Annotated in this window: 13 protein-coding genes; 2 read left to right on the top strand and 11 right to left on the bottom strand. The window is 67.3% G+C overall.

Annotated elements, in window-relative coordinates; all coding sequences use genetic code 11:
• Nucleotides 1–27: 27 nt before the first annotated feature.
• Nucleotides 28–2,784: an aconitate hydratase AcnA gene (gene acnA / locus ACLIJ1_RS11345; protein WP_411365616.1), complete on the bottom strand. Its 2,757-nt coding sequence runs from the start codon at nucleotides 2,782–2,784 to the stop codon at nucleotides 28–30.
• Nucleotides 2,785–2,881: 97 nt separating this feature from the next.
• Nucleotides 2,882–3,271, bottom strand: coding sequence for a hypothetical protein (locus ACLIJ1_RS11340; protein ID WP_411365615.1), 390 nt, complete (start codon nucleotides 3,269–3,271; stop codon nucleotides 2,882–2,884).
• A gap of 107 nt (nucleotides 3,272–3,378) precedes the next feature.
• Between ACLIJ1_RS11340 and yegQ the strand changes: the two genes are divergently transcribed.
• On the top strand, nucleotides 3,379–4,755 hold the full coding sequence (gene yegQ, locus ACLIJ1_RS11335) for a tRNA 5-hydroxyuridine modification protein YegQ (protein WP_411365614.1): 1,377 nt from the start codon (nucleotides 3,379–3,381) through the stop codon (nucleotides 4,753–4,755).
• A gap of 23 nt (nucleotides 4,756–4,778) precedes the next feature.
• Here yegQ and ACLIJ1_RS11330 read toward each other — a convergent pair whose 3' ends face one another.
• From ACLIJ1_RS11330 to cyoA, 7 genes are read right to left on the bottom strand one after another with little or no spacing between them, the layout of a single operon-like run.
• On the bottom strand, nucleotides 4,779–5,318 hold the full coding sequence (locus tag ACLIJ1_RS11330) for a response regulator transcription factor (protein ID WP_411365613.1): 540 nt from the start codon (nucleotides 5,316–5,318) through the stop codon (nucleotides 4,779–4,781).
• A complete protein-coding gene (locus ACLIJ1_RS11325) occupies nucleotides 5,308–6,651 on the bottom strand; it encodes an ATP-binding protein (protein WP_411365612.1) in 1,344 nt (447 codons plus the stop codon). The genes ACLIJ1_RS11330 and ACLIJ1_RS11325 overlap by 11 nt, the downstream gene beginning before the upstream one ends.
• Nucleotides 6,652–6,675: 24 nt before the next feature.
• Nucleotides 6,676–7,452 (bottom strand): SURF1 family protein, encoded by a 777-nt coding sequence (locus ACLIJ1_RS11320; RefSeq protein ID WP_411365611.1) that lies wholly within the window; start codon nucleotides 7,450–7,452, stop codon nucleotides 6,676–6,678.
• Nucleotides 7,453–7,459: 7 nt separating this feature from the next.
• A complete protein-coding gene (cyoD, locus tag ACLIJ1_RS11315; protein WP_411365610.1) occupies nucleotides 7,460–7,873 on the bottom strand; it encodes a cytochrome o ubiquinol oxidase subunit IV in 414 nt (137 codons plus the stop codon).
• Nucleotides 7,873–8,508: a cytochrome o ubiquinol oxidase subunit III gene (cyoC, locus tag ACLIJ1_RS11310; RefSeq protein ID WP_411365609.1), complete on the bottom strand. Its 636-nt coding sequence runs from the start codon at nucleotides 8,506–8,508 to the stop codon at nucleotides 7,873–7,875. The genes cyoD and cyoC overlap by 1 nt, the downstream gene beginning before the upstream one ends.
• Nucleotides 8,501–10,504 carry a cytochrome o ubiquinol oxidase subunit I gene (gene cyoB / locus ACLIJ1_RS11305; RefSeq protein WP_411365608.1) on the bottom strand — a complete coding sequence of 668 codons (2,004 nt, stop codon included), beginning with the start codon at nucleotides 10,502–10,504 and terminating at the stop codon, nucleotides 8,501–8,503. The genes cyoC and cyoB overlap by 8 nt, the downstream gene beginning before the upstream one ends.
• A 57-nt stretch (nucleotides 10,505–10,561) precedes the next feature.
• Nucleotides 10,562–11,626 carry a ubiquinol oxidase subunit II gene (cyoA, locus tag ACLIJ1_RS11300; protein ID WP_411365607.1) on the bottom strand — a complete coding sequence of 355 codons (1,065 nt, stop codon included), beginning with the start codon at nucleotides 11,624–11,626 and terminating at the stop codon, nucleotides 10,562–10,564.
• A 226-nt stretch (nucleotides 11,627–11,852) separates the two neighbouring features.
• Here cyoA and ACLIJ1_RS11295 point away from each other — a divergent pair, with 226 nt between their 5' ends.
• Complete coding sequence (locus ACLIJ1_RS11295; RefSeq protein ID WP_411365606.1) at nucleotides 11,853–13,193, top strand: MFS transporter; 1,341 nt, start codon at nucleotides 11,853–11,855, stop codon at nucleotides 13,191–13,193.
• Nucleotides 13,194–13,216: 23 nt separating this feature from the next.
• Here the strand turns inward: ACLIJ1_RS11295 and ACLIJ1_RS11290 are convergent, their stop codons facing one another.
• Both ACLIJ1_RS11290 and ACLIJ1_RS11285 read right to left on the bottom strand, forming a co-directional pair.
• Nucleotides 13,217–14,377 (bottom strand): M48 family metallopeptidase, encoded by a 1,161-nt coding sequence (locus ACLIJ1_RS11290; RefSeq protein WP_411365605.1) that lies wholly within the window; start codon nucleotides 14,375–14,377, stop codon nucleotides 13,217–13,219.
• Nucleotides 14,378–14,389: 12 nt separating this feature from the next.
• Nucleotides 14,390–15,574: a YjgN family protein gene (locus ACLIJ1_RS11285; RefSeq protein WP_411365604.1), complete on the bottom strand. Its 1,185-nt coding sequence runs from the start codon at nucleotides 15,572–15,574 to the stop codon at nucleotides 14,390–14,392.
• Nucleotides 15,575–15,622: the final 48 nt, after the last annotated feature.

The following is a 15,622-nucleotide window of genomic DNA, read 5'->3' as shown; positions in this document are numbered from 1 at the left end:
ACATGATGCCGGTTTGCGGGCGCGGGCTCAAGCGCCCAGCAATTGCCTCAGCACATAGGGCAGGATTCCCCCTGCACGGAACTGGTGCACCTCGACCGGCGTGTCGATGCGCAGGGTCAGGCTGCGCTCCAGCCGCGTGCCATCGGCGCGGGTGACGATCAGGCGCGCCGGGCTCTGCGGCAGCAGGCCCGGGTCAGGAACCACATCCACCGTCTCGTCGCCCCGCAGGCCCAGGGATTCCCAGGAGTCGCCCGGTGCGAACTGCAGTGGCAACACGCCCATGCCGACCAGGTTGCTGCGGTGGATGCGCTCGAAGCTGCGCGCGACCACCGCCTTGATGCCCAGCAGCTGCGTGCCCTTCGCGGCCCAGTCGCGGCTGGACCCGGTGCCGTATTCCTCGCCCGCAAAGACCACGGTGGGCACGCCGGCGGCGCGGTAGCGCATGGCAGCGTCGTAGATGCTCATCTTCTGGCCCTGGCCGGTGCCGGCGTGCTGGTAGAGCGTCCAGCCACCCTCCTCGCGACCACCATCGGGCGCCGCCTCCAGCATCAGGTTGCGGATGCGCACGTTGGCAAAGGTGCCGCGCATCATGACTTCGTGGTGTCCGCGGCGGGCACCGTAGCTGTTGAAGTCGGCCTTGAGCACGCCGCGCCCGATCAGCCACTGGCCAGCCGGCGACGACTCGGCGATCGAGCCGGCGGGCGAGATGTGGTCGGTGGTGATCGAATCGCCGAACAGGGCCATGATGCGCGCGGCGTGCACACCGGGTACCTGCTCGGCCGGCGCCTGCAGGGCAAACCCCTCGAAGAAAGGCGGTTCGGCAATGTAGCTGCTGGTGGGCCAGGCGTACGTCAGCCCCGTGCCGCCCTTGATCCGTTCCCACAGCGCGCCCGGCTCGCTCTGGATGCGTTCGTAGTTCTCGCGGTAGGCCTTGCCGTGCATCGCGTACTTCATCAGCGCATGGATCTCGTCGCTGGTGGGCCAGATGTCGCCCAGCCAGACCGCCTTGCCGCCATGACCCACGCCGACCGGCTCGCTCATCAGGTCGCGCCGCACCGTGCCCGCGATCGCGTAGGCCACCACCAGCGGCGGGCTGGCCAGGAAGTTGGCCTTCAGGTTGGGGTGGATGCGCGCCTCGAAGTTGCGGTTGCCCGACAGCACGGCCGCACAGACGAGCTGGTTCTGCGTGATGGCCTCGTTGATGTCGGGCCGCAGGTCGCCCGAATTGCCGATGCAGGTGGTGCAGCCGTAGCCGGCCAGCGAGAAACCCAGCTTTTCGAGGTAGGGCAACAGGCCGGTTCGCGTGAGGTACTCGGTCACGATGCGCGAGCCGGGCGCGAGCGAAGTCTTCACGTGCTGCTTGACCGTCAGCCCGGCCTCGACCGCCTTCTTCGCCAGCAGCCCGGCCGCCAGCAGCACGCCGGGGTTGCTGGTGTTGGTGCAACTGGTGATGGCCGCGATCAGCACGTCGCCGTCGCGCAGCTCGGTGCCGCGGCTGGTCTTGAACGACCCCCCGAGGCGCTGCGCCGGCTGGTGGAAGCCGTTGTCGGCCTGCGGTAGCGAGAACAGGGTGTCGAACTGGGTCGCCACGTTGCCGATCTCGATCCGGTCCTGCGGCCGCTTGGGGCCGGCCAGACTGGGTGCCACTGTGCCCAGATCGAGCGCAACAACCTGGGAATACTGGATGTCGCCCGACGCCTGCGAAGCGCCCGGTGCGCCGGGCACGCCGAACAGACCTTGCGCACGGAAGTAGGCCTCGAAGGCCTCGATCTCCAGCGTGCTGCGGCCGGTCCCGCGGAAGTAGTCGATGGTCTTTTCATCCACCGGGAAGAAACCCATGGTCGCACCGTATTCGGGCGCCATGTTGGCGATGGTCGCGCGGTCGGGCAGCGGCAGCGAGGCCGTGCCTTCGCCAAAGAACTCGACGAACTTGCCCACCACCTTGTGTTTGCGCAGGATCTCGGTCACCGTCAGCACGAGGTCGGTCGCGGTGCAGCCCTCGCGCAGCCGGCCGGTCAGTTCGAAGCCGACCACATCGGGTGTGAGGAACGAGACCGGCTGGCCCAGCATCGCGGCCTCGGCCTCGATGCCGCCGACGCCCCAGCCGACCACGCCGATGCCGTTGATCATGGTGGTGTGGCTGTCGGTGCCAACCAGGGTGTCGGGGTAGTAGAGACCACCCTTGAGGTGCACGCCGCGCGCGAGGTATTCGAGGTTGACCTGGTGCACGATGCCAAAGCCCGGCGGCACCACGCCGAAGGTCTCGAAGGCCTGCATGCCCCACCTGAGGAACTGGTAGCGCTCCTTGTTGCGCTGGAACTCCAGCTTCATGTTGAGGTCCAGCGCGTTCTTGCTGCCGTAGTGGTCGACCATCACCGAGTGGTCGACCACCAGATCGACAGGCACCAGCGGCTCGATCTTCTTCGGGTCGTGACCCAGCCGCTGGGCGGCGCTGCGCATTGCAGCCAGATCGGCCAGCAGCGGCACACCGGTGAAGTCCTGCAGCACCACGCGCGCCACCATGAACGGGATCTCGTCGGTGCGCGGGGCGCCGGGTTGCCAGTTCGCCAGCTGTGCCACGTGTTCGGGCAGCACGCGTTCGCCGTCACAGTGGCGCAGCACGCTTTCGAGCACGATGCGCAGCGAGACCGGCAGGCGGTGGATCGAGGGATAGCGCCGCGCCAGTGCGGGCAGCGAGTAAAAGCGGCCGGAGCGGCCCGAAGCGGTGCGGAAGGTCTTGACCGTGTCGGCGAAGGGATGGGTGAAGGCGTCGGCTCGGACCATGAAGGGCTCCCCTGGCGAAGGCCAGCGAAGCCCATTCTGAGCGTTCAAGCCATGACCGCGCTGCGCTCGTGGTTACGAAAGGTCAGCGCCCGACCCTTCACCAGCGCGCAGCGAGCACCGGCCGCCGCGACCGGTCCAGCCCCTGCACCGGGGCCACCGACACGGTGCAGCCCGGGCTGCGGTAGCAGATCGTGGCGCGCGCCAGCTGCTCCAGCCACTGCGCGTCGTCGGGCACACTCCAGAGCTCGACCGTGTAGACATCGCTGGCGTCCAGCGGAAATCGGGTGCCGCGCACCACCGCGCCCCGACCCGGGGCGGGTTTGGCCGGTTCGGCCTCGGCCATGTCGTCGGGGTCGGCCACACAGACCAGGCGCACGCCCTCCTGCGACAGCCCGCACATCCAGTGCGTGCCCGCCATGGCCGGCAGGCTGGCCGCCCCAAGGCCCAGGCCCAGGCCAACCGCCAGAAATCGCAGAAATCGACGCATGAGGCACCTCCAGATGCCTCCATGTCGGCCGCCCGCGCCCGAACTTGAAGGTCATCCGACGAAGCGCCGACAACGGCGGCGCCCCTTGCGGGACAATCCACCCCCTGATGAAAGCTCCCGAATTGCTCCTGCCCGCCGGCTCGCTGCACCGCATGCGCGCCGCCTACAACTTTGGCGCCGACGCTGTCTACGCCGGCCAGCCGCGCTACAGCCTGCGCGCGCGCAACAACGAATTCCGCCTCGAACAGATCGCCGAAGGCATCGGCGAGGCGCACCAGCGCGGCAAGAAGTTCTTCGTCACCAGCAACCTGATCGCCCACAACGACAAGCTGCGCACCTACATCCGCGACCTGCAGCCGGTGGTCGAACTCAGGCCCGACGCGATCATCATGGCCGACGCCGGCCTGATCATGCTGGTGCGCGAGCAGATGGAAAAAGGCCTCTGGCCCGAGGTGCCGATCCACCTCTCGGTGCAGGCCAACACCACCAACAGCGCGGCGGTGAAGTTCTGGCAGAAACAGGGCGTGACCCGCATCATCCTCAGCCGCGAGCTGAGCCTGGACGAGGTGCAGGCGATCCGCAACGACTGCCCGGACATCGAGCTGGAAGTGTTCGTGCACGGCGCGCTGTGCATCGCCTATTCGGGCCGCTGCCTGCTGTCGGGCTACTTCAACCGCCGCGACCCCAACCAGGGTACCTGCACCAACGCCTGCCGCTGGGAATACAAGACCCAGGCCGCGACCACCGACACCGACACCGGCGACGCCGCCCCGGTCGCCACTCTCGACGGCTTCAACTTCGCGCAGGAAGACGAAGAAGCGGCCAGCGCTTTCTCGACCACCGGCAGCGGCCAGCGCCACCCCGAGGCCAACAAGGTCTGGCTGATCGAAGAAGCCGGCCGCCCGGGCGAGCTGATGCCGATCATGGAAGACGAGCACGGCACCTACATCATGAATAGCAAGGACCTGCGCGCCGTCGAGCACGTGGGCAAGCTGGCCGCCATGGGCATCGACTCGCTCAAGATCGAAGGCCGCACCAAGAGCCACTACTACGTTGCGCGCACCGCGCAGGTCTACCGCCGCGCCATCGACGATGCCGTCGCCGGCAAGCCCTTCAACCCCGAGCTGCTGCTCGAACTCGAAGGCCTGTCCAACCGCGGTTACACAGGCGGACTGATGGAACGCCGCCCGGCGCAGGACTACCAGAACTACATCACCGGCCACAGCGAAAGCCACCGCAGCCAGTTCGTGGGCGAGGTGCTGCAGGTGCGGGAAGACGGCTGGGCCGAGGTCGAGACCAAGAACCGCTTCTCGGTCGGCGACCGGCTGGAGGTGATCCACCCCAGCGGCAACCGCGTGATTGAGCTGGACGCGATGCGCAACCAGGATGGCGAGACGATCACCGTGGCGCAGGGCAGCCCCACCAAGGTCTGGGTACCGCTGGCCGCACCCAGCGAGGGTGCGCTGATCGCGCGCCTGATCTGAGCCGACGCTGAACCGGCGCCGGGTCAGTTCACCTGCCGCTTGTCCATCTTGCGGGCCAGCGTGCGGCGGTGCATGCCCAGGCGCCGCGCGGCCTCCGAGATGTTGAAGCCGGTCTCGGCCAGCACCTCGTGGATGCGTTCCCACTCCAGCGTCTTGATCGAGCTGGTGCGGTTGGTGATCTGCACGTCGGTGTTGCCTTCGGTCTGGCCGAAGGCGGCCTCGATGTCGTCGGTGTTCGACGGCTTGGCCAGGTAGTGGCAGGCGCCCAGCTTCACCGCCTCGACCGCGGTGGAAATGCTGGCGAAACCGGTCAGCACGACGATGCGCATCGCCCCGCTCGCCGCGTGCAGCGACTGCACGCAGGCCAGGCCTGAAGCCTCGCCCTTGATCTTGAGGTCGACCACCGCGTAGTCCGGCGTGTTCGACGCCAGCAGCGCCTCCACCTCGGGCAGGCTGGCGGCGAGCAACACGCGGTAACCGCGGCGCTCGAACGAACGGCTGAGCGTCCTGGCGAACGCCTCGTCGTCTTCCACCAGCAGCAACAGTCGTTCTTCAGTTTCCATGTTCTTTCGCCATGGCCCCCTGCAGGGCGATGGTCGCCAGCGGCAAGCGGATGGTCACCTCGGCGCCGCCTTCGGGCCGGTTGCCGGCCACCACGCTGCCACCCAGGGTTCGCGCCACGTTGAACACCAGGAACAGCCCGAGCCCGGCGCCGGGGCGGTTCTTGGTGGAGTGGTACGGAGTGCCCAGGCGGCGCAGGAAGTCGGGTGCAAAACCCGGGCCGCGGTCGGTAACCACCAGGCACAGGTCGTCGCCCTCATGGGTGACCACCATCCGGACCCAGTCCGGCGACGCTTCGCGTGCATTGTCCAGCACATTGAACACCATCTGCTGCAGTGTGGTGTCCGACACCATGGGCACGTCGGCGCCGAAGTCGTTGTCGCAAATGAAGGTCTCGATCGAACGCGTGGCGCGCCAGTCCTGCGCCAGCGCATCGACAAAGGCCCGCACCGTGGTCTGGGCCGACTCCTCGCTGCGCGCCTCGCCGGCCGACAGCAGGATCCCGCTGACGATGCTCTTGCAGCGCCGTACCTGGTTCTGCATCTCCTGGATGTCTTCCATCAGCAGCGGGTCAGCGGAGAGGCGCTGGTCGTGGATCCAGTCGCCCAGGATCACCGCCAGCGTCGACAGCGGCGTGCCCAGCTCGTGCGCGGCGCCCGAGGCCAGCAGGCCCATGCGCACGATGTGTTCCTCTTCCGCCCGGCGGCGGCGCGCCGCGGCGAGACGGGCGTCGCGCTCGCGCAGGTTGCGCTGGATGCGCGTGATGAAGACGCTCACCAGCGCGGCGTTCAGCAGGAAACACACCAGCAGGCCGAAGGCGTAGAGGCTGGAGAAACCGCCCTGCGGCTCGTGCACCAGCGGCAGCGGCAGGTGGTGCCGCGCCAGCAGGCCGAAACACAGGGCGGTGATGATCACCATCGACCAGATGTAGGCGCCGCGCAGCAGCACCGCGCCCAGCGTCACCTGCAGCAGGTAGAGAAACACGAAGGGGTTGGTGATGCCGCCGCTCAGATACAGCTGCACGGTCAGGACCCCCACGTCCACCAGCAGGGCCACGAACACCTCGGGATGGCGCACCTCGGGCGGCAGCCGCAGCCGCAGCAGGCTCACCACGTTGAACAGCACCAGGCAGGCGACCGAGATCAGCAGCTCGTCGTAGGGCAGCGAGAGACCGAGGGCGTAGTGCGCCGCCTCCAGCGTGGCGATCTGCCCGATCACCGCGATCCAGCGCAGCTGCACCAGCTGCTGCAGGTTCTTCAGTCCGGCCGCGGCGTCGGCCGACAGCGCGGCGTCGGCAGCGGGCAAGCGGAGTGGTTCGGCGCGGGGAGGTGTCATGGGCAGGCGGCGGGAAGGAGCCGCTCAGGCACCCCGGCGACGCTCCAAGCGTGCCACAGTCCAGGCCGCCCCCACCACCATCAGGGCCAGGGTGTACCAGGTGACCGCGTACACGAGGTGGCTGTTGGCGAACCGGATCACCGTCAGGCCAGGTTGCGGACGGTCTGCCGGCACCGCATTCGTTGCATCTGTGCCCCCGGGCAAGCCGGCGTCGACGAAGAACGGTGCCGCCTGTGAAAGTCCTCGCGCCTGGCCCATGGCGACCACGTCGCGGGAGTACCAGCGCTGTTGCGCGGGATCGTTGGTACGCAGGAACCCGCCGCCGGGTTCGTTCAGGCGCAGCAGGCCCTCGATGCGCTGCGGCGCGGCAGCATCGGCATTCGCGCCCGCACCACCACTGACCCAGCGCTGGCGCTGCGCCTCGGGCACAAAGCCGCGGTTGACCCAGACCAGGGAGCTGTCGCCGCGCTGCAGCGGGGTCATCACCCAGAAGCCATTGCCCAGTTCGGTCACGGCCTTCGACAGCACGGTCGCCTGGCCGAGCCAGCGCCCTTCCAGAAACACCGGCAGGTACTCGTGGCTGGCCGCCGTCACCCGACCCCATTCGCCGGGCGGCGGCAGGGCCACCGGGGCAGCGTGCACGCGCTGCTCGACCCGCTCGATCAGGGCCAGCTTCCAGGCGCGGCGCTGGACCTGCCAGGTGCCCAGCGCCAGGAAACCGCAGAACAGCAGCAGCCCGAGTACGGCCAGCACCCAGCGGTGCAGCGCCGTCCGGCGGGCGGCCACGGGCGCGGTGGTCATCGCTCGATCAGGAACCCGGGCCGGTCACCGCGGCCGGCGTGAGCTTGGGATGCTCCGGCATCATGTGGGCGTTCATCTGGTACATCACCCACAGCGTGCCGGTGATGGCGATCGCCACGAAGACCACGGTGAAGATCGTCGACAGCAGCGTCCAGCCGCCCTCGACCTTGCCGTTCATGTGCAGGAAGAACACCATGTGGACCAGGATCTGCACCACCGCAAAGGCGCCGAGCACCAGCACCGCCGTGTTGCGGTCGGTGATCACCTTCGTCATCACCAGCCAGAACGGGATCGCGGTCAACACGATGGAGAGCACGAAGCCCCACATGTAGCCGGAGAAGCTGCTGTGCGGACCGACGTCGCCGTGGTGGCCGTGACCGTCGTCGTGGTGCGAGTCGTGAGTCATGTCGTGCGAGGCCATCACAGCACCCCCATCAGGTACACAAAGGTGAAGACGCCGATCCAGACGACGTCCAGAAAGTGCCAGAACATCGACAGGCACATCAGGCGGCGCTTGTTCTCGTGGATCAGGCCGTGCTGGCCGATCTGCACCATCAGCACCACCATCCAGATCAGGCCGAAGGTCACGTGCAGGCCGTGTGTGCCGACCAGGGTGAAGAAGGCCGACAGGAAGGCGCTGCGCTGCGGGCCGGCGCCTTCGTGGATCAGGTGGTTGAACTCGTAGAGCTCCAGGCCCAGGAAACACAGGCCGAACAGGCCGGTGACCGCCAGCCACAGCAGCGTGCCCTTGACGTCGTCCATCTGCTTGCGCAGCATGGCGAAACCGAAGGTGATCGACGAGAGCAGCAGGAAGGCGGTGTTGATCGCCACCAGCTTCAGGTCAAACAGCTCCGCACCATTGGGGCCGGCGGCGTAGTTGCGGCCGAGCACGCCGTATGTCGCGAACAGCGCCGCGAAGATGAGGCAGTCGCTCATCAGGTAGAGCCAGAAACCCAGCGAGGTGCCGTTTTCCGGGTGCGGTTCGTGCGCGAGGTGGTACTCGCGCACGGTCAGTGCGGCGCCCGCGGCGCCGGCTTGGATGCGGTGGTCAGACATGGCTTGCAAGCAGTTGGGTGCGGGCGTTTTCGGTGGCCGTCACTTGACCGGCCGGGATGTGGAAGTCGCGCTTGTAGTTGAAGGTGTGGACGATGGCGGCGATCACCACGGCAGCGAACGACACGCCGGCCAGCAGCCACATGTGCCAGATCAGCGCAAAGCCCATCACCAGCGAGAAGGCCGAGATCACCACGCCAGCGCCGGTATTGGCGGGCATGTGGATCGGCTGGAAGCCGGTCAGCGGGCGCTGGTAGCCGTGCTTCTTCATGTCCCACCAGGCGTCAATCTCATGCACCACCGGGGTGAAGGCGAAGTTGTAGTCGGGAGGAGGCGACGAGGTGGCCCACTCCAGCGTGCGGCCATCCCACGGATCGCCGGTCACGTCGCGCAGCTGGTCGCGCTTGAGGTAGCTCACGCCGATCTGGATCAGGAAGCAGCCGATGCCCAGCGCGATCAGGAAGGCGCCAAAGGCAGCGACCTGGAACCAGATCTGCAGCGAGGTGTCTTCGAAGTGGTTGGCGCGCCGGGTCACGCCCATCAGGCCCAGCACGTACAGCGGCATGAACGCGACGTAGAAGCCCACCACCCACAGCCAGAAGGAGCGCACGCCCCAGGTGCGGTCGAGCTTGAAGCCGAAGGCCTTGGGGAACCAGTAGTTCATGCCGGCGAACAGGCCGAACAGCACGCCGCCGATGATCACGTTGTGGAAGTGCGCGATCAGGAACAGGCTGTTGTGCAACACGAAGTCGGCCGGGGGCACGGCCAGCAGCACACCGGTCATGCCGCCGATGGCGAAGGTCACCATGAAGGCCACGGTCCACATCATGGGCAGCTCGAACCGGATGCGGCCCTTGTACATGGTGAACAGCCAGTTGAAGATCTTCGCGCCGGTGGGGATCGAGATGATCATGGTCGTGATGCCGAAGAAGGCGTTCACGCTCGCGCCCGAGCCCATGGTGAAGAAGTGGTGCAGCCAGACGATGTACGACAGGATGGTGATCACCACCGTGGCATAGACCATCGAGGTGTAGCCGAACAGGCGCTTGCCGCAGTAGGTGGCGACGACCTCAGAGAAAATGCCGAAGCAGGGCAGGATCAGGATGTAGACCTCGGGATGGCCCCAGATCCAGATCAGGTTCACGTACAGCATGGCGTTGCCGCCGAGGTCGTTGGTGAAGAAGTTGGTGCCGGCGTAGCGGTCCAGGCTCATCAGCACCAGGGCGGCGGTCAGCACCGGGAACGAGGCCACGATCAGCGCGTTGGTGCACAGCGAGGTCCAGGTGAAGACGGGCATCTTCATCAGGCTCATGCCGGGCGCGCGCATCTTGATGATGGTCACGATCAGGTTGATGCCCGAGAGCGTGGTGCCCACGCCCGCGATCTGCAGCGACCAGATGTAGTAGTCCAGACCCACCCCCGGGTTCTGCGCCCCCAGGTTGGACAGCGCCAGCCAGCCCGAGGTGGAGAACTCGCCCAGGAAGAGCGACATCATCACCAGCACGGCGCCGGCGGTGGTCATCCAGAAGCTGAAGTTGTTCAGGAACGGGAAGGCCACGTCGCGCGCGCCGATCTGCAGCGGCACCAGGTAGTTCATCAGCCCGGTGACCAGCGGCATCGCCACGAAGAAGATCATGATCACGCCGTGGGCGGTGAAGACCTGGTCGTAGTGGTGCGGCGGCAGGTAGCCGGTGCTGTCACCGAAGGCCATGGCCTGCTGCAGGCGCATCATGACCGCGTCGGCGAAGCCGCGCAGCAGCATCACCAGACCCAGGATCATGTACATGATCCCGATCTTCTTGTGGTCGATGCTGCTGAACCAGTCGCGCCAGAGCGTGCCCCAGAGCTTGAACTTGGTGATCAGCGCCAGCGTGCCCAGGCCACCCAGAACGACGGCGACAAAGGTCCACAGCACGATGGGCTCGTGCACCATGGGAATGGAGTCCCAGGTGAGCCGGCCCAGGGCCCAGTGGGCCTCGGAGGGAGAAACAGTAGACATGGTGTTCAGTCAGGCAAGGACCGGACGCCGCCGCAACGGCAGCGCCCGATCAGGGTTTCATTGGCGGGACGTGGCGTAGCGGGCGGCGCGGGTGTTCAGCTCGGCCACCACCTTGATCGACTCTTCGGCGGTGCAGATGTCCTGCGGCAGGTTCAGGCCCTGTGCTTTCAGGTAGGACTCACCGCCCTGGGCATCGACGGCCATCATGTGGTGCAGGCACATCTTTCCGTCTTCGACGCAGCGGTTGAGCACCTTGTCGTACAGGCCCGCCTCGACCGAGGCAAAGCGCTGCACCGGGTCGCGTTCGCTGGGGTTCACCAGCTTGACGTAGGCGCTGCGGTCCAGCGTCTTCGCTTCGCCCTTGGCCTTGTCGACCCACTGGGCGAAATCGCCGTCGCTCAGGCCCAGGAACTTGAAGGTCATGCCGGAGAAACCGGCGCCGCTGTAGTGCGCGGACTTGCCCTGGTAAACGCCAGCCTTGTTGATGACGGCGTTGAGTTCGGTCTGCATGCCGGGCATGGTGTAGATCATTCCGGCCAGGTCCGGCACGTAGAACGCGTTCATGGTCGTGCTGGACGTCAGCTTGAACACGATCGGGCGGTCCACCGGCGCGGCCACCTCGTTGACCGTCGCGATGCCCTGTTCCGGGTAGAAAAACAGCCACTTCCAGTCCAGCGCCACCACCTGAACTTCCAGCGGCTTCACGTCCTTGGCCAGCGCCTTGGATGCCGAGATGCGGTCCAGCGGACGGTACGGGTCCAGCTTGTGGGTGCCGATCCAGGTGATCGCGCCCAGCGCGATGATGATCAGCAGCGGCCCGCTCCAGATCACCAGCTCCAGCACGGTCGAGTGGTGCCAGTCGGGGGCGTAGTCCGCCTCGGTGTTGGCGGTGTTCGACGCGCGGTACTTCCAGGCGAACCAGAGCGTGAGGGTGATCACCGGCACGATGATCACCAGCATCAGCAGCGTGGCCTGGACCACCAGTTGGCCCTGCCGGGCGGCAATGTCACCGGCGGGGTTCAGGACGACGGCTTTGCTGCAGCCCGTCAGGAGGGCCACCGCGGCGGCGACCGCCAGCCAGAGGCCTCCCCGGAGCGGGAACGAAGAAAACAGACGGGGCATGGGGCGAGAAGCTTTCTTGGTGGGTAAAAGCGGATGACAAAAATCAATTCGTCCACGAATTTACCGACCCCACCGCGTTTGTCGATTGGACATTTTGTCCAATGTCAAGGCGGACTTGCCCTGTATTGCGGTAACGCACGCTGGGAAAACCCCAGATTGCCCGCCTGTCCCCCGGGGTGTAGAAGGATGTTGGCGACACGCCACACGACCTACAGGAGACTTTTTCATGAGCAGCCCCGCCCTCGCCGCCCACCCCCAGGCCGGTTTTGAAGAGAGCCCCTCCGCCCTGTCCAGGGCCGACACCCACGAAGACGTCACCTCCGGCGAAATCGCGGTCGGCGTCATCATCGGCCGCTCGTCCGAGTATTTCGATTTCTTTGTCTTCGGGATCGCCTGCGTGCTGGTGTTCCCGGCCTTCCTGTTTCCCTTCCTGTCGCCCCTGGACGGCACCCTGGCGGCCTTCGGCCTGCTGGCGGTGGCCTTCGTCGCCCGGCCGCTGGGCACCGCCTTGTCCATGGCGGTGCAGCGCCACTGGGGCCGCGGCACCAAGCTGACCATTGCACTATTCCTGCTGGGCATCTGCACCGTGGGCATGGCCTACATCCCCAGCTACCAGAGCCAGGGCGTCGCCGCCATCGGACTGATGCTGGTGCTGCGCGTCGGCCAGGGGCTGGCACTGGGCGGCACCTGGGACGGATTGCCTTCCCTGTTGGCGATGTCGGCCCCGCCGGAGCGCCGCGGCTGGTACGCCATGATCGGCCAGCTGGGTGCGCCGCTGGGCTTCGTGCTCGCCGCCGGCCTGTTCGCCTACCTGCGCGGCAGTCTGGACGACCAGGAATTCCTGGCCTGGGGCTGGCGCTACGCCTTCTTCGTGGCCTTCGCCATCAACGTGGTCGCGCTGTTCGCCCGCCTGCGCCTGGTGGTGGGGCAGTCGTACTCGCGGCTGCTGAGCGACCGCGAACTGCAGCCGGTGTCGGTCCACCGCGTGATGCGCGACGAAGGCGGCAATGTGTTGCTGGGCGCCTTCGCTGCCCTGGCCAGCTTCGCCCTGTTCCACCTGGTCACGGTGTTCCCCCTGTCCTGGATCTCGCTGCAGGGCAGCCAGCCGGTGACCGAGGTGCTGGGCGTGCAGGTGATCGGCGCCTTCCTGGCCGCCGGCGCGGTGATGCTCTCGGGCTGGCTGGCCGACCGGGTCGGCCGGCGCAACCTGCTGGGCACGATGGCGGTGCTGATCGGCGTGTTCAGCCTGCTCACGCCCTGGATGCTGGGCGGCGGCACGGGTGGCAACAACCTGTTCCTGCTGTCCGGCTTCGTGCTGCTGGGCCTGTCCTACGGCCAGGCCTCGGGCACCGTCACCTCCAACTTCTCGCCGCAGTACCGCTACACCGGCGCCGCGCTGTCGACCGACCTGGCGTGGCTGTTCGGTGCGGCGTTCGCCCCGCTGGTCGCGCTGGGCCTCTCATCCCGGTTTGGTCTGGGCGCGGTGTCGCTCTACCTGCTCTCGGGCGTGATCTGCACCCTGGGCGCCTTGCGCATCAACCGCGTGATCGAGCAGCAGGGCAGCTAAGCCCTGCGCTCAGGCCGCCCGCTTCAGCGGGCGGCCGCCCTGAAGAAAGCGATGCGCTCGGCGTCGGCCGGGTGCGAGGCGAAGCCCAGGCCCCACGCAGCCTCTTGCCGGTCGTCCTGGCCCGTCTTCTGCTTCTCCGCCTTGTGGCATGCCTGGGTGCCTTCCGCTGGCCCCTTCGCATCGGGCGCTGCGGGCTTGAGCAGGTCGTCGCCGCAGCGCCGGAACAGCTCGAAGCGCTCGAACAGCGTCACCATCACCGCGGGCGAGATGCCCGCGTCGCGGAGCACGCCAACGCTGTGCGCGTCGGCTTCGCGCTCGGCCTGCCGGGAATAGTGGGCCTGCCCCAGCCAGAGCGGCACCGTGGCCAGCAGGCCACTGAAATCGCCCCAGACCAGCGAGGTCGCCGCACCCAGCACACCGATCTGCACCAGGGTCTGCATGCCGTGGCGGTGCTGCACATGACCGAGTTCATGGGCCAGCACCCCCGACAGCACACGGGTGTCGTTCTGCACCAGCCGGACCATGTCGTCGGTCAGCAGGATCGTGCCACCCGGCAAGGCCAGCGCGTTGGGGCCAATCTCGCTCTCGCGGATCAGCAACTGCGTGGGCCGCACCGCACGCCCATGCACCGCCTGGGCTTTCTGGTGCCGCTGCAGCACATCGTCCCACGCCGCCTCGATCGCCCGCTGCTGATCGGCCGGCAGGCGGCTGGGCTTGACCATGTCGTCCAGTTGCGCCAGCACCACCTCGCCGACCTGGTCTTCCAGCCCGTCGGGCACCCGCTGCGCCACCTCGCGCGCCAGCCAGGGCAATCCCCAGACGTAGCCGGCGGCCAGCAGCAGCACCAGCGCCAGCACACTGGCGGCCACCGCCCGCCAGCTCTGCTGCAGCGCCACCACCCAGCCATCGGCATGAACGGTGTCGCGGCGCCATGCGTCCCAGGCATCCGCGTCCAGCGACTGCAGGCTCGCCCCGTCGGGCAGGCGCGCGACGCGCGGGCCGTGCCGGGTGCGCTCGGGCCACTGCACCTGCGCCGCAGGCACCTGCGTGCGCACGGTCTCGCCGTCGATCTGCAGCTGGCCCTGCGCGAGCCTTACCTGCACCGTGTGCGGGCGGGTCGAGCGGCCATCGAAATAGCGGGCACTCACCCGCACCACGGTGCCGGAGGCTGACGAATCGTCCATCGTGTGCCTCCTTCAGAGGCCGACGTCGATGCCGAAAAAATCGCCGGCGGCATCGCCCGCGGCCTCGGCCGGGTTGTCGTGCGCTTGCGCCGTCAGCGTTTCCGGATCGACCACACAACGGATCTGCACCGCCTCCAGCCGAAGCCTTGCCACCGCCACCGCGGCGAACGGCCAGTACAGCCCCAGCGTCAGAACCATCAGCAGGCCGTTCTTGATGCTGAGCCAGAGCATGTCGCGAAACCGCAGCCGACTGATGAAACGCACCTGTTCATTGCCGGTCTTGGTCCAGACCAGGTTCTGCAGCCGGGTCGTCCACCAGGGTCCCAGGCCCACGAACAGGGCCATGAAAGAGAACAGCGCCACCAGTCCGATGATCCATTGCGTCACCGACAGGTCTTCCCACATCTCTGCCATCTCACCCTGCGCTGTCGAAAGTCCCCAGGCCAGCCCCACCAACACCACTGGCAGCAACAGCATGAGCCCGAACTGCTTGGCCGCCAGGCCGTAGAACGCGCGCACCGGCGCCCGGAAATCGGTCTGGAGATGCGCCAGCGCGTAGTTGCGGTGCTGGTAGGCCTTCATGCGCCAGAACAGCCACGGCGCCAGCACAAGAACGAGCAGCATGGCCCCAGCGAAAGCACCGCCCACCCAGTCGGGCGCCACCGCGTCCGCCTCCTCGGGCACCCACAGCCCCAGCACCACCAGCGGCAGCACCGCGAGATAGCTGGGCAAGAGACCCCGATAGGCGTCCGCCACCGATCCGGAAAAACGGAAGCGCAGGCCGCGCCAGCTCGTGTTGCCCAGTCGAAAGCGCAGCGACGAGCGCCACAGCGCCGGCCAGAGCGCTCCCAGCGCTGCAAAGGCCACCAGATTGGCCAGCGCCGAGGCGCTGCTGGCCACGTTGTACATCGCGAACAGCACGCCCACCAACGCCCAGCCCTTGAGCATCTGCTTCGGGTCGCCATGGAAGTCCAGCGGATCGCCGTCGACCAGGGTGTTGTGCATGAAGTAACGCAGGCGCCGCACCTTGGCCCAGGGCCAGTAGATGCCGAAGGTCACGATCAGCAGCAGCAGGTTGACGATCCAGATCCGGAAATACTCGCTGCCCGCCCCGGTGAAGCGAATGGCGAGCGTGCGGTAGGCGGGTGGCGGCGTGTTGTCGGCGGGGGACTCGGCGGGGGTTGCGGTGGGTTCCATGTGACAGCGGGTGTTCTGTTTTCCTCAGCCGGCATTCTGCCCGCCCGC

This window comes from Hydrogenophaga sp. RWCD_12, assembly GCF_046604225.1.
In the GTDB taxonomy this organism is placed as follows: Bacteria; Pseudomonadota; Gammaproteobacteria; order Burkholderiales; family Burkholderiaceae_C; genus Hydrogenophaga.
Note: the sequence above shows the minus strand (reverse complement) of the source record. Positions and strands in the feature narration are given on the sequence as shown.